19 protein-coding genes and 1 pseudogene are annotated in these 23,463 nt (G+C 54.1%); 5 read left to right on the top strand and 15 right to left on the bottom strand.

Annotated elements, in window-relative coordinates; all coding sequences use genetic code 11:
- Window positions 1-112 precede the first annotated feature (112 nt).
- The 3 genes from AMR42_RS06260 to AMR42_RS19765 all read right to left on the bottom strand — a co-directional run bounded on the left by AMR42_RS06260 (window position 113) and on the right by AMR42_RS19765 (window position 8,501).
- The gene (locus tag AMR42_RS06260; RefSeq protein WP_099532605.1) at window positions 113-5,503 is read right to left on the bottom strand and encodes an ATP-binding sensor histidine kinase; all 5,391 of its coding nucleotides are present in this window, start codon (window positions 5,501-5,503) and stop codon (window positions 113-115) included.
- Window positions 5,504-5,862: 359 nt separating this feature from the next.
- Window positions 5,863-7,968, bottom strand: coding sequence for an FAD-dependent oxidoreductase (locus AMR42_RS06265; protein WP_099532606.1), 2,106 nt, complete (start codon window positions 7,966-7,968; stop codon window positions 5,863-5,865).
- Window positions 7,969-8,105: 137 nt separating this feature from the next.
- Entirely contained in the window at window positions 8,106-8,501 is a 396-nt protein-coding gene (locus AMR42_RS19765; RefSeq protein WP_143472961.1) for a hypothetical protein, read from the bottom strand.
- Between the two features lie 385 nt (window positions 8,502-8,886).
- On the opposite strand from AMR42_RS19765, the gene AMR42_RS06270 reads away from it, so the two are divergent.
- The gene (locus AMR42_RS06270) at window positions 8,887-11,145 is read left to right on the top strand and encodes a pentapeptide repeat-containing protein (RefSeq protein WP_099532626.1); all 2,259 of its coding nucleotides are present in this window, start codon (window positions 8,887-8,889) and stop codon (window positions 11,143-11,145) included.
- Window positions 11,146-11,179: 34 nt separating this feature from the next.
- Here AMR42_RS06270 and AMR42_RS06275 read toward each other — a convergent pair whose 3' ends face one another.
- Both AMR42_RS06275 and AMR42_RS06280 read right to left on the bottom strand, forming a co-directional pair.
- Window positions 11,180-11,755 carry an Npun_F5749 family FMN-dependent PPOX-type flavoprotein gene (locus AMR42_RS06275; RefSeq protein WP_099532627.1) on the bottom strand — a complete coding sequence of 192 codons (576 nt, stop codon included), beginning with the start codon at window positions 11,753-11,755 and terminating at the stop codon, window positions 11,180-11,182.
- An 83-nt stretch (window positions 11,756-11,838) separates the two neighbouring features.
- Entirely contained in the window at window positions 11,839-12,918 is a 1,080-nt protein-coding gene (locus AMR42_RS06280; RefSeq protein WP_099532607.1) for a DUF1565 domain-containing protein, read from the bottom strand.
- Window positions 12,919-13,092: 174 nt separating this feature from the next.
- Between AMR42_RS06280 and AMR42_RS06285 the strand changes: the two genes are divergently transcribed.
- Both AMR42_RS06285 and AMR42_RS06295 read left to right on the top strand, forming a co-directional pair.
- Window positions 13,093-13,500, top strand: a complete 408-nt coding sequence (locus AMR42_RS06285; RefSeq protein WP_099532608.1) for a hypothetical protein — start codon at window positions 13,093-13,095, stop codon at window positions 13,498-13,500.
- 200 nt (window positions 13,501-13,700) lie between these two features.
- On the top strand, window positions 13,701-13,922 hold the full coding sequence (locus AMR42_RS06295; protein WP_099532610.1) for a hypothetical protein: 222 nt from the start codon (window positions 13,701-13,703) through the stop codon (window positions 13,920-13,922).
- A 201-nt stretch (window positions 13,923-14,123) separates the two neighbouring features.
- Here the strand turns inward: AMR42_RS06295 and AMR42_RS06305 are convergent, their stop codons facing one another.
- The 7 genes from AMR42_RS06305 to rpmF form a co-directional block, all read right to left on the bottom strand.
- Window positions 14,124-15,233, bottom strand: a complete 1,110-nt coding sequence (locus AMR42_RS06305; RefSeq protein ID WP_099532612.1) for a pentapeptide repeat-containing protein — start codon at window positions 15,231-15,233, stop codon at window positions 14,124-14,126.
- Entirely contained in the window at window positions 15,208-15,489 is a 282-nt protein-coding gene (locus AMR42_RS06310) for a DUF4090 family protein (RefSeq protein ID WP_099532613.1), read from the bottom strand. The genes AMR42_RS06305 and AMR42_RS06310 overlap by 26 nt, the downstream gene beginning before the upstream one ends.
- A gap of 194 nt (window positions 15,490-15,683) precedes the next feature.
- On the bottom strand, window positions 15,684-16,421 hold the full coding sequence (pyrF, locus tag AMR42_RS06315) for an orotidine-5'-phosphate decarboxylase (protein ID WP_099532628.1): 738 nt from the start codon (window positions 16,419-16,421) through the stop codon (window positions 15,684-15,686).
- A 258-nt stretch (window positions 16,422-16,679) separates the two neighbouring features.
- Window positions 16,680-16,913: a Calvin cycle protein CP12 gene (locus AMR42_RS06320; protein ID WP_099532629.1), complete on the bottom strand. Its 234-nt coding sequence runs from the start codon at window positions 16,911-16,913 to the stop codon at window positions 16,680-16,682.
- Window positions 16,914-17,577: 664 nt separating this feature from the next.
- Window positions 17,578-18,012, bottom strand: coding sequence for a DUF2237 family protein (locus AMR42_RS06325; RefSeq protein ID WP_234406703.1), 435 nt, complete (start codon window positions 18,010-18,012; stop codon window positions 17,578-17,580).
- Between the two features lie 161 nt (window positions 18,013-18,173).
- On the bottom strand, window positions 18,174-18,782 hold the full coding sequence (locus tag AMR42_RS06330) for a sulfite oxidase-like oxidoreductase (RefSeq protein ID WP_099532615.1): 609 nt from the start codon (window positions 18,780-18,782) through the stop codon (window positions 18,174-18,176).
- Window positions 18,783-19,250: 468 nt separating this feature from the next.
- Window positions 19,251-19,427, bottom strand: coding sequence for a 50S ribosomal protein L32 (rpmF, locus tag AMR42_RS06335; protein ID WP_099532616.1), 177 nt, complete (start codon window positions 19,425-19,427; stop codon window positions 19,251-19,253).
- A gap of 230 nt (window positions 19,428-19,657) precedes the next feature.
- Here rpmF and AMR42_RS06340 point away from each other — a divergent pair, with 230 nt between their 5' ends.
- Entirely contained in the window at window positions 19,658-20,224 is a 567-nt protein-coding gene (locus AMR42_RS06340; protein ID WP_099532617.1) for a phycobiliprotein lyase, read from the top strand.
- Window positions 20,225-20,304: 80 nt separating this feature from the next.
- Window positions 20,305-20,577 carry a hypothetical protein gene (locus AMR42_RS06345; protein ID WP_099532618.1) on the top strand — a complete coding sequence of 91 codons (273 nt, stop codon included), beginning with the start codon at window positions 20,305-20,307 and terminating at the stop codon, window positions 20,575-20,577.
- Window positions 20,578-20,696: 119 nt separating this feature from the next.
- On the opposite strand, the gene AMR42_RS06350 is transcribed toward AMR42_RS06345, so the two are convergent.
- From AMR42_RS06350 to AMR42_RS06360, 3 genes and pseudogenes are all read right to left on the bottom strand, one after another.
- Window positions 20,697-21,377, bottom strand: a complete 681-nt coding sequence (locus AMR42_RS06350; RefSeq protein WP_099532619.1) for a YkgJ family cysteine cluster protein — start codon at window positions 21,375-21,377, stop codon at window positions 20,697-20,699.
- A 116-nt stretch (window positions 21,378-21,493) separates the two neighbouring features.
- A complete protein-coding gene (gene psbC / locus AMR42_RS06355) occupies window positions 21,494-22,855 on the bottom strand; it encodes a photosystem II reaction center protein CP43 (RefSeq protein ID WP_099532620.1) in 1,362 nt (453 codons plus the stop codon).
- 7 nt (window positions 22,856-22,862) lie between these two features.
- A pseudogene (locus tag AMR42_RS06360) lies at window positions 22,863-23,463 on the bottom strand (photosystem II D2 protein (photosystem q(a) protein)); the annotation flags it as partial.

A 23,463-nucleotide genomic window follows, 5' to 3' on the forward strand; every position in this document is an offset into this window, starting at 1 on the left:
TAATGGTTAATCAATGAACTCAAATGAACTCATGAGATGGACGCATAGCCAACTCATTCAATTGAAGAAATTCTGGCAAAGGCTCATTGGGTTTGACAAGATCTTCAACAACTTAAGCGGGGCCATCAATGGGTAATTCAATCGTTAATGTTGCTCCCTGTTGGGGGGCAGACTGACAAGATAGTTGTCCGTGGTGTTGTTGAGTAATGATTTGGTAGCTCACCGATAGGCCCAATCCTTTGCCTTCGCCCACTGGCTTTGTGGTGAAGAAGGGATCAAAGATTTTTTGGCGCACACTGTCTTCCATGCCTGGGCCGTTATCGGTGATGGAAATTTGCACAGTTCGATCGCTAATTTTGCGAGTTTCAATGGAAATTTCGGGCATGGGCTGCAAGGCAAAACCGGCAGGCGATCGCAAGGCATCGATCGCATTGGTCAAAATATTCAAAAAGACCTGATTCACCATACTGGCGTAGCAATTCACCAACGGAATTTCGCCATAGTTTTTTAACACGCTGATTGCTGGCTGTTGGCTTTGCACCTGTAATCGGTGCTGCAAAATCAGCAGCGTGTTGTCAATTCCTTCATGCAGGTCTACTTGTTTTTGATCCGATTCATCCAAACGCGAGAAATTTCGCAGTCCTAGGACAATTTGCCGCACCCGATCGACCCCATTTTGCATGGAATGGAACAAATTGTTCAGATCTTCTTTCAGGAAATCCAACTCCATTTCTTGCATTCTTGCTTGAACAATTGGATGAATTTCAGAGGAATGCTGCTCATGGAGTGCTAACAGATCCAGGAGGTCTAAAAAGTAAGACCGAGCATGAGTAATATTACCCATAATGAAACTAATAGGATTATTAATCTCATGGGCAATACCGGCCACCATTTGCCCCAAGCTCGACATTTTTTCCGCTTGAATCAGTTGCGCTTGGGTTTGTTGCAGTTCTTGGAGCGTAATCTTCAACTGCTGGTTTCTTTCGGTTAGCTCCTGAGTGCGGGCGGCCACTTTCTTTTCCAGATTGTTGCTGTAGTCTTCCAAGTTTCGGTAGAGGCGCGCGTTTTCAATGGAGATCGCCGCCTGCGCCATCAAAATTTGCAACACTTCCAGGCGATCGGGCGTGAATGCATCGATCGCCAAATTATTCTCCAAATAAAGAACGCCCATCAACTGTCCTTGTTGAGTAATGGGCATACAAATTACCGATTGAATTTGCTGGTTTGCAATGTAAGGATCATTGGTAAATAATCCTTCAGCCATGGCATTTCCCAACACCACTGATTCTTGAGTTCGTTGCACGTATTGAATCAGGGAAACCGGCAAAGATAAACTCGGAGATAAGGGGCAGTTTAGGGGAACATCTACGGCCATTTGCCCTTCCACGTGACTGGTAGCCACCACGGTTAGCCGATTGTTTTGTTGGGGATCTTTGAGGAGCAAATAGCCCGTTTGGGCCCCCGCATTTTCAAGGGTTAGTCGCGTTAGTTGGGTTAACAATTGCGACAAGACAATTTCCCCCGAAAGGGCTTGGGCCGCTTTAATCACGGTGTTAATATCCAGCACCGTGCTGGCAGTTGTGTGGGGATGGGTGGAATGCTGAGTGCCCGTGGGCGGCAAGGTGGGCGGCCGCCGTGGCGACAAATTTTGTAAGGGCAGCGATTTGGCCTGGAGCGCGGCAACTTTGGCTTTGGCTCCCCAGCGATCGTAAGCATGAGCCGCATCCAGCCAATATTGCTTAGCAATTTTGTCGCGCCCAGAGTCGTGATATAGCTCAGCGGCACGCTCGGCCGCGATCGCCACTTCAGGCCAGCGACTATGGGCTTGGGCCGTGTTGATGGCGCGATCATAATAGTCCATGGCGCGCAGAATTTCCCCTTGCCAACGGGCCGTTTCTGCCAGCACCAATTCATATTTACTTTGATAGTTTTCTGGTGCGTGATGTGCCCAATTTTCCAACTTGGCCGTCAAAAGTTCTAAGGTGGAAGGCCGATCTGGTTCTTCTTCATTTAGAGCAGCCAAGTCACTGGGTTGAGTGGTTTTGAGATAAACCAATGCGGCATAAAATGTGAAGCCACCAGACAACATCGAAGCGGTGGCTGCTGCTTGGTACTGGTCAGCCAAATTCGCCTTGGTTTTTGCTGCTTCCCAGTCATTCATGACATAGGCCAGAATAGTCTCTGCAAAATAGATAAAGAAAAGCAGCATTTGGTTTTCAGAAGCTTGAATTTCTGAAACCAATTGGCGATTAATATAGCGGCCTTCCAGTTGAGAAGTGGGTGTTTCTGGCGACTCCAAGGCTTCCGTGAGTTGTCGCCAAGTCATGGCTGGATATAAGCCATGATCCTGTTTAATTTTCTGGAGCAATTCGATATACAGTTGTTGCTCTCGGGCCACTTCTGTCAAGGGCGTTCCCACCAACATCATGTAGCCACAAGACCACATGGCGCAGTAGGTGGCATAAACCACATCACCCGTTTCCATTCCCATTTGCACTGTGCGCTCAAGGAATTGAATCGTATTTTGATGGGGTTCTTTCCAATGAACCACAAAGGAATTGAAAAGCATGTGGATTTTGCATTTCAGAGCATCCGAGGGATATTGCTCCAAAATTTGCAAAGAAATTTGTCCCGATCGATAGCCCAATTCAATTTGATTTAAGGGACCACACAACAACAATCCATACATGCCATAGGCGTAGGCGGCGAGGGCTGAATGGCCCAGCTCTAGGCACATGTTCACCATCCGAAAGACGATGAAGGGCAACAAGTCGGGTCTTGCTTGGTAAGAGGGGCCCGTGATGATGATCAGAATTTCGAGGGCAGCCAAGGCAGCCCGATCGCTCATTTCTGGGTAATCTGCCAACTGATCCAACTCCGGCAGCGGCTGATTTAGTTGCAACAATTGCGGATCAATCACCAGGGGATAGCCTAGCAGTTCCAAAACAGGCAAAGCTGTTTCGATCGCGCTGTGCATCTGGTTTTCAGCGATCAGAAACTGAATTTTCAGTTCATAGATTTTCGTGCGATCGAGCAGCGATCGCGAGCGCTCCAAGGCGATTTCCGAAAGCGTTTGCGCTTCTTCAAATTGAGTTAATAGATACTCAACTTCCACACTTTCGGTGTAGAGATTGAGGCTTAATTCATAGTCCCGGTCCCAGGCATTTTCCGGCAGTAATTGACGGCCCGTTGCGAAGTACTCTTGGGCCGAGTTGTAGGCCGCCGCTGCCTTAGCCTTACTACCTGCTCGATCATTCAGCCGCGCCAGAAGTAGCTGTTCTTGGGAATCCGTAATGAGGGCAGAACCCACATTCATCGCATTCACCACATCAAACAAACAATCGTCTAGTCGATCGGGTTCAATGCTGTTGAGCAATAAGCGACCCACGGTTAAATGGATGAGTTGCTTTTCATCATTAGGAATTAAAGAATAGGCCGCTTGCTGCACACGATCGTGCAGAAATTTGTAGGTGATCGCAACTGTTTTACAATCTTCCAGCACTTGCGGAATTTTATAAGCCGCATTCAAAGGAATGACCAATCCTGCTTGCAGAGCTTGCCACAAATCTGTGGAAGTCTCCGCTGTGGATTTTTCATGGACAATGGCCAACATATCCAAATCAAATTGGTTGCCAATGCAAGCGGCTAATTGCAGCGCCCGTTGCACAGAGACATCCAATTTTTGAATTTCATGAACCATCAAACTAATCACATTTTCTGTGATTTCAATGGGTGGCAAATGCTGAAAACTCCATTCCCATTGTCCCGTCCCCGATTCAAACCAAATGACCCCTTCAACATAGAGGTATTTAAACAACTGCGTTAAGAAAAATGGATTTCCCTGGGTTTTTTGCACCAGCAATTGGGCAATGGGTTCCACGCTTTCCGGTGGTCGGTGTAAGGTATCCCCCACCAAAGTCAGCACATGATCCAGCGTCAGGGGCTTAAGGGTAATGGTTTGCAGTTTGGCTCTCCCTGCTTCGATCGTGCCTAGCATCCGCAACAGGGGATGCATAGAGTCCACTTCATTGTCCCGATAGGCTCCCAACATCAATAGGTATTGCCCATCAGGATCAGTCATTAACTGTTCAATGAGTTGCAAAGAAGCCGCATCAGCCCATTGCAAATCGTCTAGAAAAATGACCAGCGGCCGATCGACCTGGCAAAATACATGAATAAAGGTACGGAAGACCAAATTGAAGCGATTTTGGGCTTCGGAAGGGGGCAATTCTGGCGCTGGGGTCTGAGAACCAATGATCGATTCCAGTTCGGGAATCACATCGGTAATGATTGATCCATTGTTGCCCAAAGCGGCGGTTAATTTTGCGCGCCAAACGGCAATTTGCTCCTCTGTTTCGGTCAGCAACTGTCGTGCCAGTTCACGAAATGCTTGAATGGGTGAAGCGTAGGGAATATTACGTTGAAATTGGTCAAACTTGCCACTGATGAAGTACCCACGCTGGCGGGCGATCGGCTTATGCACCTCATTCACCAAAGCCGATTTGCCGATGCCGGAATAGCCCGCCACCAGCACCATTTCCGTATTTCCCGCGCTGACGCGATCGAACACATCCAAAAGCTGTTGCACTTCCATTTCCCGCCCATAGAGCTTTTGGGGAATGCTGAACGTGCCACATTGATCGCGCTCCGCCAGAGGAAACGGGGCGATCGAACCAGACCGCTGCCACTGGCTCAGGCATTCCTCCAAATCCCGCTGAATACCATAGGCGCTTTGGTAGCGTTCTTCTGCCGTTTTGGCCATCAGCTTCAAAATCACTGCTGACACTTGAGGCGGAATTTGGGCATTGAGGTAGTGAGGCGGAATGGGTGACTTTGCAATATGGCAATGTACCAATTCCATGGGATCGCTGGATTGGAAAGGAAGCTGGCCCGTTAATAACTCATAGAGCGTGACACCCAAAGAATAGAAATCGGTTCGATAGTCCACCGTGCGGTTCATGCGTCCCGTTTGCTCTGGCGACACATAGAGCAACGTTCCCTCTAAAAGATTGGGACTACTGAGGATCGGGTGTTCCTTGGAAAGGCGAGAGGCGATCGAAAAGTCTGTTAGCTTTAATTGCCGAACCTTAGGTTCAAAGATTAGATTATGTGGCTTAATATCCTTGTGAATAATCTGGCAGTTATGCAGCCGTCCTAAAATTGCTGCCAACTGGCAACCAATCCATAGAATATCATCCAGTGAAAGCGACTGATTTTGGAGGCAAGAGATCAAGTCACACCCTCCAAAATCCTCAAGCACTAAAAAGGGTTTGCCCTGGATTTCATCAAGTCCATAGGTTTCCACAACCCCTTCTAGATTTAAATCTCTGAGCATTTCATATTCATGTTGAAGCTTAGCCAAATCAGCCCGATTGGGATAATCAGAAGCCACCGTTTTTAAGATGACTGGCTTTTGCTCTGGTTGTTTCACCGCCCGATAGACAATTGTCCGCTCGGTTGTTGAAAGAACTTCCGAAATTTGATACTGAGCAAACACGTCCATAACAATTTAGTGGCAGCGTAACTTACAAACAGAAACAGAATCAGGGCAGAAATAAAATCGGAATATGATTAATCTTGAAGGCTGTAAGTCAACCCTGAACATAGATTCACATGAATTTGTAATTATTGCTTGATTTTGCTAAATTGTCATGCTTTTACTAATTTTTCGCTCTTATTCCCAAAATCAATTGATTTCGGTTCACCAACTAAAGACCTGCCCGCTGAAGTGATGGGCTGTGTCGAATTTAGATTGGTAATCAATGTTCAAATTAGATGTTATGACATCGATCACGATTAGACATTAGTAAAGTAATATTAACATCAAATCGTGATCGACGACGACTTCACTGCAGGCAAACGCTAGCTAAACCAACGATTTATTAATTGCCATAGGGCAATAAAGGGAAAGAATAGCCGCAAATACCAGGGCGAAACTTTTCCATTCCAAGGCAGTCCCCGCTTGTAGCGTAAGTAGTCTGACCAACGGCGAACTGCAAACACAATTGGCTCCTTTAATTCCCAAATTTTGCAATAGGGAGCCTTGACTTGATAAGCGTCAATGATGGCGTTCACTGCCCGGCGCGCTGCTTCATTGGCTCCTTCCATGGTTGCCAAGTCCGTGTTGGTGCGCACATAGTCTGAGGCCAAGAAAAAGTTGGGAATCTTGGTATGGGCTTCCGGACGCAGCACCCAGGTATTCACCAAGTTAACCAACAAGGGTTCGCCGTTGACGTTGGCGTTAGGGTCACCAATGCGGCTCTTGTAGAGCAGCCTTTCCCGTCCCAATCGTTCATGGAAGCGCTGGGATAGCGGCGAGGACTCCAGGTGCAGTTTCTCGTTAGGCACTGGCAGCGGAATCGGCCCGACAAATCCCTTCGCCACTAGCGCATTCACCGCCAACCGGGCTTGGCTTTGATCCACATTGAGATATTCAGCAATCTCCTCCAAGTTAACTTCGCGGTTCTGGTGATGAATCCACAAAAATAGATCCTTGAAGAAGTCAGGTAATGCACCATTCAGGACTTCATCGAGTTTTTCAGGATTGGTTGCTAAGTCACAGCAGTTGTGAACGATATCGGGATCCAAAAACCAGCTATGAAGATCCTCATCTTTCAGGAGTGGTTTCCCCTTTTCCTTCAAGGAGCGCTTCATTTGCTCCCACACTTCTTCCTTAATCTCCTCGGGGTTGCAAATTTGGGCTGGTTTGGGAATTTTCAGCCCCAACGTACCGTTAATTGCGCCCACTTCATCGGTGTTTGGGTTGATGAAGTAACCCCAGTTGGAGGGGATGGCGGAGATGATGCCCCGAACTTGCCCATCGCCAAATTGTTCAACGGGAAACTCTGGCCAAAACTTGGTTTGGGAAATGGACGTTAAGGCCCAAGGGGAATCCACATACAGCACGTGACCATGGGTGACGGGCACATCTCGGTTGAGATAGTACTGAATGCCGTTCATCCAAGCGGTGCTGGTTCCCAGGCGCTTGAGGTTGGCGAAGGTGGGGTCGCCTTGGATCAGGTCATCGGAGATCAGTCCAGCGATAATTTCTGCGGGCAAGGCAGCAATGTAAACATCACCCGTGACAAAGCGATCGACCTTGGTTTCTAGGTCAGTGACGATCGCCCCCGAAATTTTGGTGTTGCCTTGGGCATCCCGTTCCGTTTGGATGGAACGCAGGCGGCTGGAAAAATGATAGTCCACACCCCGGGCCTTGAGGTATTTTAGCCAGGGATCAATCCAAACGTCGTTGGTCGGGCCATTCAAGACGCGATCGGCGCTGCTGTTGCTGGGATCTACAATGCCCAACAAAAGCTGCAAGAAGATATCGCCCATGGTCTTGGTGCTGGCCAATTCAGCCCGGGAAGCCACCAGCGAAGTGGTCAGGCCGCGGGCCAGTAAATTTTGATAGGCGATCGACTTGTTTTGGGCATCCAAATAATCCCACCAACCAATTTTTTCGTATTCTCCCAGGCGGCGTTCTGGGCAGGAGGTTAGGAGTTGGAAAACTCGCTCCGCAAAGAACTCCAATTCACCCGGTAAGAGGTCAGCGGTTGCCCCTTGCAGCAAAGCCTGAAAAATGAGGATCAGGTCTCCTAGGCTTTGGGGAAAGCGATCGGGCAGGATAATGAGGTTTTTGTGGTCTTCATATTGGGCCAATGCTAGCCGAGTTGTGTCTACCAAATTGTCAAAAACCCTGCGCACTTTTCCCCCCTGAGGAGGCTGGTAAGGAATGCGCTTCATGGTATCGGTCACATGCCGATAAAAGCTGGGAAAGAAGCGAAACCCATGCTCACCCGGCAGGGGCTGTTTGCCTGGAGCGGCGCTGTCTGGCACTTTGATGCTGCGCGCCTTTCCACCCGCAATACTTTTGAGTTCATACACTTCAACGGCAAAGCCCCGCTCAACTAACTCGTGGGCGGCGCTCATTCCAGCAATACCACCACCGAGAATGACAACTTTCACCATGCTAAAGCTTCCTTAAGATGCCTAAGAGCCAACAAGTTTGCTTGGTTTGATTTGGATTCCCCTGTTTAGGATTGTTCCCAATCCGATACATAATCATGCCAAACTTCACTTGGGCTACGATCCCGAATGTTTCCCATCTATGGACTGTTGTCCATTAAATCTATAGTGCTTTCTCTTTCCGGAGATCGCAAGAGAGGATAAGGGGTAATTAATGAAAAAATAGTCGATGATTCAAGACAGTTCGCTTCAAGCTGGAGTGGTCTGAAACGGTCATTCAAATCCTTTTTCATTAAATGTGAATTTAAAAGGTGATTGAATTTAACTGGATTTTTACCTTGGATTATTAAATAGGTAATTTCTGTAAATTTACGGATCTTTTTGTATTGAGAACTACAAAAAATACGGATTAACGTTGGATCATTGATCTGTTGTTCGATCGCCCTGCCCGATCGAACAACAGTGAAAAAAGGCCCCTGAACTCGTAAAGCAGCAAAAATCGGTGAAATTGGGCGATCAATTCCCAAGACCGCCATTGGGCAACCAGTCCCGAGCGGAAAGCAAGGTGAACAGTCACATTTCACCCGCCAGCACTTCACCGATCCCTTGGCCCTCGGTCAGCCGCTTGAGGCGCAAAAGCCTTCATTAACAGCAGTTTGAGGACTTGACCTGGGATCTTGCGCACTGAAATCTTCATTGACCTGAGGGCCAGCCTTTCAACCCTTGAGTTACTTGAGTACCAATGGGGTTGTGGCATGATGGGTAGGCCCAATTTTGGTCATGGGTTGCGCCCAAAGCTACGTTCTAGGCTGGCAGCGCCCAAAGCCTGATGCGGCCCCAGGAAGGGCTGTGCCTTGCCTGCGATTCGAGTAGTCTGGTTTTGTCCTCCCCATGACCTTGGCCGTCATCAGGAATCGCCGCATGGTTAGCCCGCCCACTGCTCCGAACGACAATCCCGACTTTAATCCCGACTTTGGCTCCACCTTCGCCCCGGAAGGGCCCGATCGCCCCAATCGGAGATCGCTCCTGTGGCGGCGAATGGGGGCCTGGGCGGTGGAAGTGGCGCTGATTGCGGCCAGCGGCGGCTTGCCCTTTGCGATCGGGCAGGCGGCACGCACGGCCTTGGAGGGGCCGCCCGTTCCGCTGAATCCGGTGCTGGCCAGCGTCGAGGACGCGGCCGCTAAAACCTTTGCCATCCCGCCACACTTGCGCCCCACGGCCGTGGCTCCGATGACGAATCTCTTTTGGTCTGGGGCGTTGGTGTTGCCGGTGGCGCTGGGCGGCTTACAACTTTTTTTGCTGGCCACCACGGGCAAAACTTCGCCGAAGGCCTGGTTTGGTCTGCAATTAACAGATGAGCAGGGACGCGCTCCCGGTTTAGGGCGGGTGTTGTTGCGGGAAGGGGTGGGCCGTTGGGGGCTGCCGCTGGGAACGGCCTATGGCGTGTGGCGGGCCAGTGGAGCCTATCCGGATTTATCGATTTTGCTGGGTTTGGCGGTGGTGGGGCTGGCGGTGGAGTCAGGAGCAGCGCTGTTGGATCCTCAGCGGCGGCCCTGGCGCGATCGCCTGGCCAAGACGCGGGTTGTGGATTTACGAGACCCGGAAGGCTGGGTGGAGCCGGGGATGGCGGCCATGGAGCCGGGGCCGATCGAACCGGCCACCATGGGCCGATCGATCCTGGTCAATGGCCAATCGGGCAGTGGTTCGCTCACGGAGCGATCGGCAGCGCGGCTGACGCTGAATCATCCCAACGGCCCGGAAACCACAAATTTGATTCTTTCCCCGATCAGGGCCCGGGGGCTGTGGGCTTGGGTGCGCCAAAACCCCGGCACGGCGATTGTGGTGGTGGGATCGCTCGGCCTGGTGCTGGTGTTGGGAACCTTTGCCGCTACACAAATCTATGTTCAAGATCAGGCCGATCGACGGGCGGCCCAAGCCCAAAAGCAGGAACTGCTGCTGGATTTGGTGGCTAAATATAGCCAAAATGCCCCTGACCAGCGGCGGGGTTCCGTGCTGGCCCTGGGGGCCGTGCAGGATCCAAACCCGGAAATTGTGCTGTTGCTGAATTTGTTGGGTCAAGAGGAATCCCCACAACTCATCGAAGCCCTGCAACAGTCGATCACCAGCGCCGGGCCTGCCGCCTTGCCCTATCTGCAACGGTTAAACCAAACCCTCAAGACCGATGCGGATAGTTTGGCGGCGGGGCCCAACACCGGAGAGGCCACCCGGGCCGCCCTGCGGTTGCGAGCCACCCAACGGGCGATCGCCAAATTGCTGCGGTTGCGATCGGGCGCTGACGGGTCGATCGACCTCAGCCGCGTGGATTTGGGCCAGTCCAGTTCACCTAATGCTCAATTTTCCCTGGTGCTCGATCGGGCTGATCTTTCGGGGCTAAAACTCCGCAGTGCCGTGCTCACCGGGGCCAATCTACGCGGCTCCGTTTTTCGATCGGCCGGGCCCGACGGCCGCTGGAACACCTTTGACGATGCCCTCACCGACCTCTCCGGAGCCGATCTACGCGGAGCCGACCTGACCAGCGCATCCTTAATTACTGGTCAACTGGAGCGCACCAGCCTGGTTGGGGCCGCCCTGAATGGAACCAACCTCACCAGTGCACGCCTGATTGGAGCCAACCTCAGCCAAGCCAAACTGCTGGGGGCCAACCTAGAAGCGGCCAACCTGGATGGAGCCAGCCTCACGGGGGCCGATCTCGGGGATGCCAAGCTAAACCAAGCCAGTCTGCATGGAGCCAAACTGGGTCAAGCCCGGGCCGTGGGAGCCAGCTTGGCCCAAGCCGATCTCACCGAAGCCAGTTGGCGCGGGGGCGATCTGTCCACCGCTGATTTAAACCGGGCTAACTTGCGGAATGCCGACCTGAGCGCCACCCGTCTGATTGGAGCCAATTTACAGGGGGTACAACTGCAAAGCGCCCAATTACAAGGCACCGATTTTTCCCAGGCCGATTTACGCGGGGCCCTGTTTGAGGGAGCGAACCTGAAAGGCGCGATCTTTGCCCCAACCAACGCAGCCCCGGCCGGCGGGTTTGTGGGGCGCACTGACAGCGAAAAACCCTCCGCCCTGGTGAAGGGGGCGGACTTCAGCCAAGCCAAAAATCTGGATCCTCGCCAGTTAGCCTATCTCTGCACCCAAGGGGCCATTCACCCCCAATGTCCCCAATAGATAGCCAAGCGATCACAAACATCGCCCTAGGGATTCAGGGATTCAGGGCGTGGGTTTGCCAACCGTCGGGGGTGCGATCGAACCCGGTGCGATTTTGCGGCTCCCCCTTCAGCTCCAACCAATCCACCCGATCAGGAATGAGCCACAACAGCACAAAGGTCTCCAGCGGCGCGATCGGATTCGGCGGCGGCGGCGCAAAGGCGGCTGGGTCAACCGTGCGATCGCCCCGAGGATTGGGCCAAGCAAATTGCAATCGGGCCGCATCCGAAAGGTTTTGCCACAGGCGAGATCGCTCGGCCTGTTCCGTGGGGTCGGGCGTAGTGGCCAGCACCGCCCGCAAGGTTCCGGCAATCCGAAATTGCTCGCGCGTTTTGGGAAAGTACCAACAGGCTTCCGCGCGGGGATTCGTAGCCAATTGCGGCATCTTTTCGCTGCGGCTGTCCGTGATCACCGTGAGCCAATCCGTGCGATCGCGAAATCCCCGAAAGACCACTGTTCGGTTCGCGGGACTGCCATCAGGGCGCACCGTGGCCAACTGCAAATAGCGGGCATAGATCAGCGATCGGTTGCGGTGCAAGGCTCGCGACAAGGGCGATCGCCAAGGGGCCAAATCAGGGGATGGGGGCGTTGGGGAGTTTGAGGGTTGGGAGTTTGAGATTTCGGGATTTGAGATTGGGGAATCTGAAGCTGGGATCATAGCCGTTGCAACGAGAGGATAGGGGCGATCGGGCGGAATCCTGGGGCGATCGATTGCGATCCCCCTAAGCCACCCCAAGACAGCAGCACCGATCCCATCACCCGCGATCGATCTAACTCATTGCCCACCGCCGAAACCGTCGTTCCCTTAGTGGCGTTATAGATCGCATAGCGACCATTATTCAGAATGCGATTCTCGCCAGGACTGAAAGCCGTGCCCAAATCCGGCTGTGCGCGATCGATCATCACCAACCCATCGTTACTGTTGCCTTCAATTTGGTTACGGCGCAGCAGCGGTTGGGCCTGATTAGAAATCACCACCCCATCTCGGTTTTGGGTAATTTGATTATCTTGAATCACCGGGCTGGCATTGCCCCCGATCGCCAGGCCAAACCCCGTTGCCTGAAACCGATTTTCGCGCACAATTCCCCCCGCATCACGGGTGATGGACAGGCCATTGCCGCCGTTGTTTTGGAACCAATTTCGCAGAATTTGCGGTTGGGCCCGCCCCGTCACAAAAATGCCGTCGCGATGGTTGTTCAAAAGGCGGTTGTTGGCAATCACGGGCGTGGCTCCGTCGCTTTCCACCCAAATGCCCGTACCACGTGGCACAGGATTGCTGACCGTGACCCCCAACACCGACCCGCTCCCCGTCAGGGCGATCGCCACGGCCTGTTGAGAAAAACTGCGACTGCTGAAGCCGCCGGCCCCTTGAATGACCACCGCTTGGCCCTGGCCGTCGGGATCGCCGCTGAGGGTCACCCCATCGGGCACGCGCAGGGGAAACTGCTCGCCTAATTCCGCACTGTAGCGGCCCGGAGCCAGACGAATGGTGACCCCATTGCTGTATTGACTGGCATGGTCAAGGGCGCTGGTGATGGTGCGGAAGCTGCCGCGGCCCGATCGAGCGGCCGCATCATTACCTTGGGGATCCACCGTTAACACCACGCCGGAACGGGCAGGCGGCTGAAACGGCCCGCCGACTGTCCCGATCGCCCCGACCAACAGCCCCAGCCCGATCGCCCGAACAGCCCGACCCGACCAGCAACGGGAAAAATGGCGCAGTGGCAGACCCATGAGATCACGCTCTGATCAAAACTAGGCTGCATTTTAAGCTGAATTGCGGGGCGATCGAGCCGGTCAGCCCAGCGGATGCGGTAGGATGGCAACACCAACTTTGTTGCAATTCCGTTACAAAATCTCGCCTCGATCGCTCGATTTAACGGCCCTTCCAACCCTGCCCTGCAAACCATGATTTACAGCAATCCCCACAGCACGCAATTCGTTCTGGTTACCCTGTTCTTTGCCCTGGCCTTTGGGCAAATTTTTAAGAACATGCTGGAATTTCAGGTGAACCGCTGGTATGAAAACCGCCGCACCCAGCCCACCGTGGAATATAAAAAGCCCCAAATGCGCATCGCCTACTTGGGTTTGGCGGTGTTCACCTTTTTGTGCATGGGCGAAAGCTTGAAGGTTCTGGGATTTTTCACCCTGTTGGCCTATGGGGTGAGCCTGTTGGTGGTGGTTCCCACGGCGATTTTCATTTGGCTGCAAATGGGATCGATGTTTAGCCTGATGGTGAAGGGGGGTTCCGCCGCGATCGACATTGAATCGAATTATGGTCTGTCGGCAGAACAGATCAAGATGAAGAATCAATAGCTTGAATTTTGGCCGCCCGATCGATTCGATCGCCCGATCAATTGCGGCCAAAATTCTGCGGGTCTTGATTTCAATCCCCCCATCGATCAAGATTTGCTTTAACAAGATTTGCTCTAATCAGATTCCCGCGCACCGCATCAAAGAGCGCAAGCTCCATCAAAAAAGTACAAACAAAAAGCACAAAAGCGCAAAACAAACCGATGAGTAAAAAGTGGACTTGGTACATCAAAGCCCAAGCGGGTGTCTTGCTGTTTCCCTTGGGTCTTTGTTTATTTGGGGAAGCGGTAACGCGTCGCATTAACGGCGATTCTTGGTTTTGGTGGGGCACGATCGCCCTAGCGGTGATTAATGCCGGTGTGGGGTTGATGATTGAAAGCGGCCTGATTGGTGGTTTTCCCCGCGACCAAAAGCCCAATGAATAAATGAATAATTGGGGTCAAATCAATCAAAATCATCTGTGATCTCGCCATTGGATGATCCAGACATTTGCCCCTTAAACCAACCATTGACCGATCGAGGCGATCGCCCAGTCAACGCGATCGCCCATGGAAATTGACCCGTTCGATCGACCCGTTCGATCAATCGGCTAGCGGGTTGATCCAGTTGATCAACGGCCCATAGCACTATTGCACCCAGCCGATCGCCCCAGATAGGTCAGCCCCACGGGTCACGGCCCCGTCTAAGGCGGCTCCGGTGAAATTGGTGTTGCGGGTCACGATGCTTCGCAAGTCTGCCTGAACCAGGTAGGCGCGATCGAATCGGGCATCGGTGAGCACAGCCCCTTGCATCACGGCCCCGCCCATCTTGGCCTGTTGCAGATTCGTGCCAATCAGGCGCGCTTGCCGAAACACAGCCAAGCTGAGGCCCGCCCGCTGAAGATTTGCCTTGCTGAGGTCGGCTTGGGTGAAGTCGGCTCCCGTGGCGATCGCGCTGCGGAGGTTCGTTTCCAAAAACCGCGCCCCCGCTGCCTTCACACTGCTGAGGTTGGCTTCCTCCAAGTTGGTTTGCCGCAGACCCGCCCCCAACAACAGCGCATTGGCGAAGTTGGCTTGAAACCCGTCCGCGCCGCCCAGCTTGGCTTGGGAGAGATTGGCCCCTTCAAAATTCGCCATCACCAGGTTTGCCCCCAGCAGGGTGGCTCCCGTCACGCTCGATCGCACCAATTTGCTCGATCGCAACTGAGCATCGGACAAATCCGCCCCATCCAACTGGGCAAACCGCAGATCGGCCCCCTGCAAGTTCGCTTCCTTCAGGCGACTGGCCACCAACAGGCTCTGCACCAAACTGGCACGGGTCAGGGTTGCCCCTCGAAAGTTCGCTTCTCGCAGGCGGGCCTTGTCCAACACCGCTTCCGTGAGGTTAGCCCGCTGGAACTTGGCCCCACGCATCCGCGCATCGGTCAGGGTGGCCCCGCTCAAATCCGCATCCCGAAACTGGGCTTCTTGGCCGGCAATGCCATCGAGCCGGGCCCCGCGCAGGTTAGCCCCGTTCAAAACCGCTGCCGTCAGGGTGGCCCGCTGTAAGTCAACACCCCGCAAGTCCAAGCCGCTCAGATCAACCCCAGACAGGTCGCACTCAACGCAGGTACGGGTGGTTTGCAACCGTTGCAGGGGGGTGAGCTGGTTGCTGGGGGTCGCCGCCAAGGGCTGGGCCCCCAAGCCCAAACCTAGCCCGATCGCCCCAAAAATCAGGCCCGATCGCCCGAGGCTATTTGCCACCGTAGTAAAACGCAATTTCCTTCTCCTTGAGCGGGGTCAGGTCAGCATCCAGCAACATTTGATTTAATTCCGCTTGGGCAAAGTGCTTAGCCCCAATCCGCACAATTCGCGATCGCATGGTGTTGGTCACGCCGCTGCGTTGGCGCTGGGCTTCAATGGCCATCACCTTGCGATAGAGTTCCAGACGCGCGGCCGGGATCGGCGTTCCGTCAAAGTCAATCCCCTGCTCGATCGCCACATCGATCGCGTCTGCTCCGGTCGTTTGCGCCATGGTTTGACTAAATCCTTTTGGTTGAATCTTGGGGAATGAAAATGCCGTGGCCGATAAATGCGATCGCCACCGCCATCACAGAGGGCCATCGCAGAGGGCCATCGCAGAGGGCAATTGCAAAAAACGCAATAGCAATAGGATGACATCAACCGCGATCGAACCGCTCACCCTCCTTGGGCGAAATTGCATCGGGTCTAGCTGCTGGCGACCTCGGCCACCAATCGCTCCCAAGCGGCCACCGGATCCGCCGCCGCCGTCACAGGTCGGCCCACCACCAAATAACTGGCTCCGGCCGCGAAGGCCTCGGCAGGCGTGAGGGTGCGTTGTTGATCACCGGATGCGGCCCAAGCCGGCCGCACCCCAGGGCAAACCAACAGAAAATCCGCACCACAGTGCGATCGCAAGGTGGCTGCCTCCTGGGGAGAGCAAACGGCCCCCGCCAAGCCAGCCGTTTTCGCCAATTGCGCCAAATGGGCGGTGTAGTCAGCCACGCTCGCAGACACTTGCAAATCGGCCGCCAAGCAATCGGGGCCAATGCTGGTGAGCAGGGTGACGGCAATCAGTTGGGGCGGCGTAACGCCCGCTTCGGTGGCCCCTGCGATCGCCGCCGCTTGGGCTGCTTCCAAGGCCGTCAGCCCCGCAGCCCCATGCACCGTCAGCAAATCCACGCCATAACGCCCCACGGCCCGGGCCGCCCCAGCCATGGTGTTGGGAATGTCATGGAGCTTCAGATCCAGGAAAATCCGCTTTTGTCGCTGCTTCAGTTCCTGCACGATCGCAGGGCCCGCGCTGATGAACAGCTCCAAACCCACTTTCCAGAACGACACCTCCGGCAAGCGATCAACCCAAGCGATCGCCGCCTCATAGGTAGACACATCCAGCGCCACAATTACTCGATCGCCACTCACGGTTTTGTCCTCGATCGGCCCCATGGGCCCAAAAAGCAAAAACAGGATAACGCTTTGACTGCGCATCCTGTTGCTGCGGCCCTGGGGCCAGATTTCAAACGAGAGCGAAAAAACCAACGCCTGAGCGCCAGCCCGCAAGCTGAGTCAGAAATCAGCACTCGTGTGAGTGATTCGCCAGTGGCCGAACGCCCCAAATCATGAATCTTCAGGTGATCAGTCTTGGGATTTTGAATGGGGGTTCGGCTGCCAAACTTTTGCTAGATGACCGAGAAGCACTATGGCTTAGTCGTCGTAGAGACGGCATTCAGCCGCATCTGGGTTGTCATCGCAATACTTTTCAAAGGAATTCTTTTCAAGATGCCCTTCTTTTTGGTGCGATGCTTCGGCTTGCAGTTCTTCCAGTGCATCCCAAGCAGCCGCACATTCAGGCGAATGAACTCCATTCACACTGCACGCTTCGCGGGCAGCCTGCCGTTCTTCTTCGATTTGTTCGTGGATGTTGGTGTTGTCAGACACTTGACGATGGCCCTCCCAATAAAAGCCGAGTCCGTCCGAATAGTTTGGCAAAAATCTTCGCGATCGCGCCGCGAGTTTGCCAGAAAGTTTCGATCGGCTCTGGTGTCGTTGTTGGAACGACTCGATCGAGTCTTGGCGAAATGCCAAGGGTTAGGTTTGTTGCAACAGGGGCCCATCAGCCAGCACAACCGAGCATTAAGCCTGCACAGCAAATGCAGCGCAGATTCGGTGGCCAAGCCTCAAGGGTGTAGAGGACGAGTCTGGAACCGGGTAAGGTTCTCAGTCCCAAGGCCCACTCCCAATTCCATTGCTACTTGAGCCAAGCTAGGACGATCGCCTCATGCAGTGTTTTGCTGCGTTGGTGTATCGCTAGGGTGTTTGCCAAGCAGGTTGCTGACCTGCTTCTACTGTACCCTGACCTGCCCTGACAATCTAGCGAAGAATTGTGGGAAAACCGTACTGCACAGCCCTGAAAACGACGGCTAGCCTTGCCTTGCAGCCCTTGGGAGTGATTACTCACCCTTGGTCTTTTGCAATGAGTCGCAATCAACCGAAATGCTATAGATTACGGGGATCACACCAAACTGGTCTAATCTGCCCAATTTGTCTAAGTTATTCATATTTAACTGGCCTGATTTGTTTATATTTAACTGGCCTGATTTGGTTAACTGGCCTGATTTGGCTGAGTCCCGTCTGAGCTGGCCTCAGGCGATCGGGACAAGGCATGGCGTTTTAAGGCCTCTAGGGGCACAATTCGCAGGGCCGCCTCATGGGTTGCTTGCAAATCCACGGGCGGAGCCGCTCCGGCCGCCACGGCCTCTAGCCACCGACTGGCGCATAAACACCACCGATCGCCTGGTTTCAGTCCCGGAAAATCAGCCCAAGGTAGCGGAGTGCTCAGATCATTGCCGCGCGATCGGGTGAATTCCAAAAATGCCGCCGTCACCTGGGCACAAACCGTATGGGATCCCCGATCGAGCGGCCCCGTTTCGCAACAGCCCGTGCGATAGAACCCCGTGATCGGATTTTGGCCACAAAGCGCCAGCGGCCCGCCCAAGACGTTTTTTGGCCCCTGGTCAGCGCCCTTTGATGGGTCAATGCCTTTTGATGGATCAGATGGATCCGTTCGATCGCCAGCGGTGAAGGGTTGCTGGTTTGGTTCTGGCCATGGTTTCGGTTCCTGCTCGGGTTTGCGTCCGGTATTTTCGGTATTCATGCCAGGATTAATTGCAGGATTTGCGCCCATACTCCACATTCGGGTTAAAGAAACAAGCCACGCCCGGCGTAACGTTCCTCCGCCCAGGGTTCACCGCGCTTGTGATAACCATTGCGTTCCCAAAATCCCAGGGCTTCGTGATCTAAAAATTCCAAGCCCTTCAGCCACTTGCCGCTTTTCCAAGCATACAAATGGGGAACTACCAACCGCAGCGGCCCACCATGATCCGGGGGTAAAGGCTCGCCAAACAACCTGTGCGCAAAGAAGTTTTCCTCGCGCAGGAAGTCCTCGATCGCCAAGTTGGTGGTGTAGTCCCCATAGCAGTGCTGCATCACATGCACAGTTTTCGGATCTAGATCGATCGCCCGCATAAAGTCCGTTACCTTCACGCCGCGCCACTGCACATCCAGCTTTGACCAGCGGGTAACGCAGTGAAAATCTGCCGTGAAGTCCGACTGGGGCATGGCCATCAGGTCATCCCAACGGAACGTAACCGGCTGGACACAACCCCAAACCTCCAGTTCCCAATCCTCTAGGCGAATTTCCGGTGTATCACCATAGGTCAGCACCGGAAACCCCGTCGCTAGGTATTGACCCGGTGGCACGCGATCGCCCTGATTGGGTTCTGGTTTTTGGAAAAATTTGCCTAGCATAGTCACAGCACCGGGTAGAGACTGATTAGGAAAACAATTGCTTTAGTTTGCTGGCTCTAATTTTCTGGCTTCAATGAGCGGAATTTAGCTTGCTGGCTCTAGTTTTCTGGCTTTAATTTTTTGCCTGAGTGGTCTTGTTATTAGTGTTCTTGTGTTGATTTTAAAGCGCTCTCTTGGCACTTCCAATTTTAGTCTGGCTCGATGTTGACTAGGTTAATCCTGAGCAGCCCTGAACAGGTAAAAATTTAGCCATTCAGGATCACGAGCCAATAAGCCAATCATTTCAATAGAAGAATTTTAATAACTAAGTAAATAGTGAATCAAGAATGAATCAAGTAACCATATGAATAGCTGGTTTAGAAACCCGATTGCCCCAAACTTGGGTCACGGGGCTAGGCAAAATAGACAGGCGATCGAGGGCGGTGGTGGCGCACTTGCAGAGAGCGACATCAACCGCCGCAAGATGACTTATTCTTCGGTTTCGTCTTCGGTTTCTTTGGTGGGGAAGACAAAATTCGATCGACCGGTCAGGATCGACTTGCCCAGGGACAGGGCTTGCTGAGCACGCAAATTGGCTTTGCGCTTCCAAGTGGCACGGCGTTGATCGCGCTTGCCGTTGGAGGTTTTCTTCTTAGGGACTGCCATACGATCAGGTGTCGTGTCGCGACAAACAGACAACCTTTCGATTCTAGACTAGTCGGGTCGTGATCGCTAGACGGTCAATGGGGTTTCTCCCTAGGCAGCCACCCTGGATAATTCAAGCAGCGCCGTGCAAACCAAGTTGATACGCGATTGCCCTGGGTGATCGATTCGCCAGCGATCGATCCGGCCGGCTCAGCGTTCTGCCGCCATCCACCGCCCCTAACCACCGTCCGATGACTTTTCAAACCCTAAAACCATTTCAAACCTTTTTTGAGCATTGTGTTGGCGACTGGAGCGCCGAACGCACCTACCATTACTTACGCAACCAAACCGTGGAGCGATCGCACACGGAATTTCAAATTCGCCCGATTTCACTCGAGCAAAAGCAACAAGTCCTACAGGACAATGAACGACCCGATCGGGCCGATCTCGACCAGATTCCGGGCTATCACCTCGACTTCCAAACAGTTTCCGAGCATGGCGAGCGGGTGGCCCAGAGCTTGAATTTTTTGTTCGTCCCCAACGCTGAAACGGGATCAATCCTGGAGGGCGACTACCTGCGCGATCGCGCCTACGAGGAAGCTAAACCAATGGTGGCCCAATTTCACTTCACCATCGCCACTCGGGAATTGATCATGACAACCCACTATCAACGGGTGGTGTCGGTGGATTCAATCACCCTGGTGAATCCTGCCCTTCGCCTGCGGCGAATTTTGAACTACCATCGCCCCGCCACAGAGGATGCGCCGTTGGATCAAATTGCGCTGGCGGGGTTTGGTGTTGAACAGAAGATCAATTAGCCTAGAACCGTTGCGCCGGGTTCAACGGCTGGCAAGCAATCTGGACGAGACTGGGGCCGTGAGGGGCGATCGAAACAACAATGGCGAATTTTCGAGTGTGGCTCGTTTTGGTGGTTGGTTTCTTTCTGGCGGCGGAACTATGGCAGTTGCTCCGAGCAGTGACGCTGCCCACTCCTCTGCTGTGGGTGGGGGGCTTGGTTCTGGCCACCGCTTCCAATTGGCATCATCGGGCGGGCTGGCCCTTCAAGTGGTTAGATCAGTGGGCAGCGTTTTCCCGTTCCCAGTCCCAAGGGCCCGTTGCTCAACCGTTTCACGCGCCGGGTTCAGAGGTGCGATCGCCCGATCGTCGTTGAAATTAATCGTTGAAATTCACTGAAATTAATCACTAAGATTCACCGCTGAGATTGCCGCTGAAACCAACCTTGGGAAGGGCCGCTGTTGGTCTCAGACGAAATTGGGAAAATTTAGCCAGTTACCCTGACCCGTTGTTCCTGGATTGTGGCCGATCGAGCATCAGCATCCCAAGCGCTTGGTGCAATTCCCCGGTGGCCAACGGAATCGCCAGGGCAACGCAAGCCGCCTGTAGCCCCGCATTCTGGGCTTCCAAGTCAAAAGTCTGGGCATCGATCGGCCCCGATCGCGCCGGCCATTGACCCGTTTCCCAACCCTGTTGGCAATCGGCAGCACAGGTGGAATAGTGCGATCGACAAGTGGCCGGCCGCACCGGATAGATTCCGCAAGTGCCATCGGATTCCAAAAAAGCACAGGGAATTTTATGACCCAGCCGATCGCCCGGGTTAATCAACTCAAGCTGCCCTAAGGTTTGCGCCAACCGCTCCAGGATCAGCCGCCGCTGAGCCATCGGCAGCTCGGCAATCCAATCGGCAATCACCTGGGCTTCGATCCCCGCGATCGGCACGTTCAGATAGCAGCACCAATCACAACCCCGATCGCAGGCCACAAGACAATCGGCCCGCTCCAGGCGCTCTGCAATCGCCCGATCGCCCGCAGCCCACAATTCCCGCTGCAAGCACAACAAACCAGGCAAGCCCGCCACCGACCATCGCTCGATCGCGGCCTGTTCCGTCTCTTGGGCTAATTGCTGAACCCGTTGCCAGCGTTCTCGGGCGGCCCTGGGGTCAAGCTCTGCCATGTTTTTTCGCCTCGCCTGCAAAAACACAGAGACCCCCGACTAGCGAGGGTCTCTGTTAAGGGCGATCGGGTCATCCCGCAGGACAAACCCGATCAAATTGCCAATCGCTCGATCGATTAGTCGAGGTCGGGCATCGCCAGCGCGGGTTCGCTCTCGCGGTTGATCCCCTTCTCGAAGCCCGCTTCAGCCGCGCGAGCGCGACCAGCGTGCCACAGGTGACCCACCAGGAAGAAGAACGCCAACACAAAGTGCGACGTAGCCAACCAAGCGCGGGGCGACACGTAGTTAAACGAGTTAATTTCGGTCGCCACACCGCCCACCGAGTTCAACGAACCCAGAGGAGCGTGCGTCATGTACTCAGCCGCGCGGCGAGCTTGCCAGGGCTGAATGTCATTCTTGATCTTGTTCAGATCCAAACCGTTGGGGCCGCGCAGGGGTTCCAGCCAAGGGCCTTGGAAGTCCCAGAAACGCATCGTTTCACCACCAAAGATGATTTCACCCGAGGGCGAACGCATCAGATATTTACCCAGACCCGTGGGGCCTTGAGCCGAACCCACGTTCGCACCCAAGCGTTGGTCACGGATCAAGAAGGTCAGTGCTTGAGCCTGCGATGCTTCAGGGCCGGTGGGGCCAAAGAACTCGCTCGGATAAGCGGTGTTGTTGTACCACACCATCGTTGAGGCAATGAAGCCCATCAACGACAGAGCGCCCAAGCTGTAAGACAGGTAAGCTTCACCAGACCAGATGAACGCACGACGTGCCCAAGCAAAAGGCTTGGTCAGGATGTGCCAGATACCACCGGCAATGCAGGTCAGACCCACCCAAATGTGGCCGCCGATGATGTCTTCCATGTTGTTCACGGAGACAATCCAGCCTTCGCCGCCAAAGGGAGCCTTGGTCAGGTAGCCAAAGATCCGAGCCGGGTTCAGCGTCGGGTTCGTGATTACGCGCACGTCACCGCCACCGGGAGCCCAGGTGTCGTAAACGCCGCCAAAGAACATGGCCTTGAACACCAGCAGCAACGCACCGCAACCCAGCAGGATCAGGTGATAGCCGATGATGTTGGTCATTTGGTTCTTGTCCTTCCAGTCGTAACCGAAGAAGGACGAGTACTCTTCGAGGGTTTCGGGGCCGCGGATGGCGTGGTAGATCCCACCCAAACCGAGCACCGCCGACGAAATCAAGTGCAGCACGCCCGTCACGAAGTAGGGGAAGGTATCCACCACTTCGCCGCCGGGACCCACACCCAAGCCCAACGTGGCCAGGTGAGGCAGCAGGATGAAGCCCTGCTCATACATGGGCTTTTCGGGGATGAAGTGCGACAGTTCAAACAACGTCATCGCACCGGCCCAGAACACAATCAAGCCAGCGTGGGCCACGTGAGCACCCAGCAGCTTTCCGGACAGGTTAATCAGACGGGCGTTACCCGACCACCAGGCAAACCCGGTGGAATCTTGGTCACGGCCGCCCACGACCATTGCAGTATTAAAGGGCGTTTCCACGGGGCAGGACCTCTTCGGGGAAGATGAAGTTTTCGTGGGGTTGGTCTTGCGGAGCCATCCAAGCGCGGATGCCTTCGTTCAACAGGATGTTCTTCGTGTAGAACGTCTCGAATTCGGGGTCTTCAGCCGCCCGCAGCTCTTGCGACACAAAGTCGTAAGCTCGCAGGTTCAAGCCCAATCCCACAATCCCGATCGAGCTGGTCCACAATCCCATCACGGGCACGAACAGCATGAAGAAGTGCAGCCAACGCTTGTTCGAGAACGCAATCCCGAAGATTTGCGACCAGAATCGGTTCGCCGTCACCATCGAGTAGGTTTCTTCGGCTTGGGTCGGCTCAAATGCACCAAAGGTGTTCGCCTTTTCACCGTCTTGGAACAGGGTGTTCTCTACTGTTGCACCGTGAATGGCACACAGCAACGCACCGCCCAGAATCCCGGCGACACCCATCATGTGGAACGGATTCAGCGTCCAGTTGTGGAACCCTTGCAGGAACAGCAGGAACCGGAAGATCGATGCCACTCCAAAGCTGGGTGCAAAGAACCAGCCCGATTGACCCAAGGGATACATCAGGAACACCGACACA

Origin of the sequence: Limnothrix sp. PR1529 (genome assembly GCF_002742025.1) — a bacterium.
Taxonomy (GTDB): Bacteria; Cyanobacteriota; Cyanobacteriia; order CACIAM-69d; family CACIAM-69d; genus CACIAM-69d.

Coding starts and splice junctions, on each gene's coding strand:
- AMR42_RS06260 (WP_099532605.1), bottom strand. CDS start 5,503: ATGGACGTGTTTGCTCAGTATCAAATTTCGGAAGTTCTTTCAACAACC.
- rpmF (WP_099532616.1), bottom strand. CDS start 19,427: ATGGCAGTCCCTAAGAAGAAAACCTCCAACGGCAAGCGCGATCAACGC.
- AMR42_RS06350 (WP_099532619.1), bottom strand. CDS start 21,377: ATGGCAGAGCTTGACCCCAGGGCCGCCCGAGAACGCTGGCAACGGGTT.
- AMR42_RS06280 (WP_099532607.1), bottom strand. CDS start 12,918: ATGGGTCTGCCACTGCGCCATTTTTCCCGTTGCTGGTCGGGTCGGGCT.
- AMR42_RS06265 (WP_099532606.1), bottom strand. CDS start 7,968: ATGGTGAAAGTTGTCATTCTCGGTGGTGGTATTGCTGGAATGAGCGCC.
- AMR42_RS19765 (WP_143472961.1), bottom strand. CDS start 8,501: ATGGCGGTCTTGGGAATTGATCGCCCAATTTCACCGATTTTTGCTGCT.
- pyrF (WP_099532628.1), bottom strand. CDS start 16,421: ATGGGGCCGATCGAGGACAAAACCGTGAGTGGCGATCGAGTAATTGTG.
- AMR42_RS06295 (WP_099532610.1), top strand. CDS start 13,701: ATGAGTAAAAAGTGGACTTGGTACATCAAAGCCCAAGCGGGTGTCTTG.
- AMR42_RS06340 (WP_099532617.1), top strand. CDS start 19,658: ATGACTTTTCAAACCCTAAAACCATTTCAAACCTTTTTTGAGCATTGT.
- AMR42_RS06310 (WP_099532613.1), bottom strand. CDS start 15,489: ATGGCGCAAACGACCGGAGCAGACGCGATCGATGTGGCGATCGAGCAG.
- AMR42_RS06285 (WP_099532608.1), top strand. CDS start 13,093: ATGATTTACAGCAATCCCCACAGCACGCAATTCGTTCTGGTTACCCTG.
- AMR42_RS06345 (WP_099532618.1), top strand. CDS start 20,305: ATGGCGAATTTTCGAGTGTGGCTCGTTTTGGTGGTTGGTTTCTTTCTG.
- AMR42_RS06270 (WP_099532626.1), top strand. CDS start 8,887: ATGGTTAGCCCGCCCACTGCTCCGAACGACAATCCCGACTTTAATCCC.
- psbC (WP_099532620.1), bottom strand. CDS start 22,855: ATGGTCGTGGGCGGCCGTGACCAAGATTCCACCGGGTTTGCCTGGTGG.
- AMR42_RS06330 (WP_099532615.1), bottom strand. CDS start 18,782: ATGCTAGGCAAATTTTTCCAAAAACCAGAACCCAATCAGGGCGATCGC.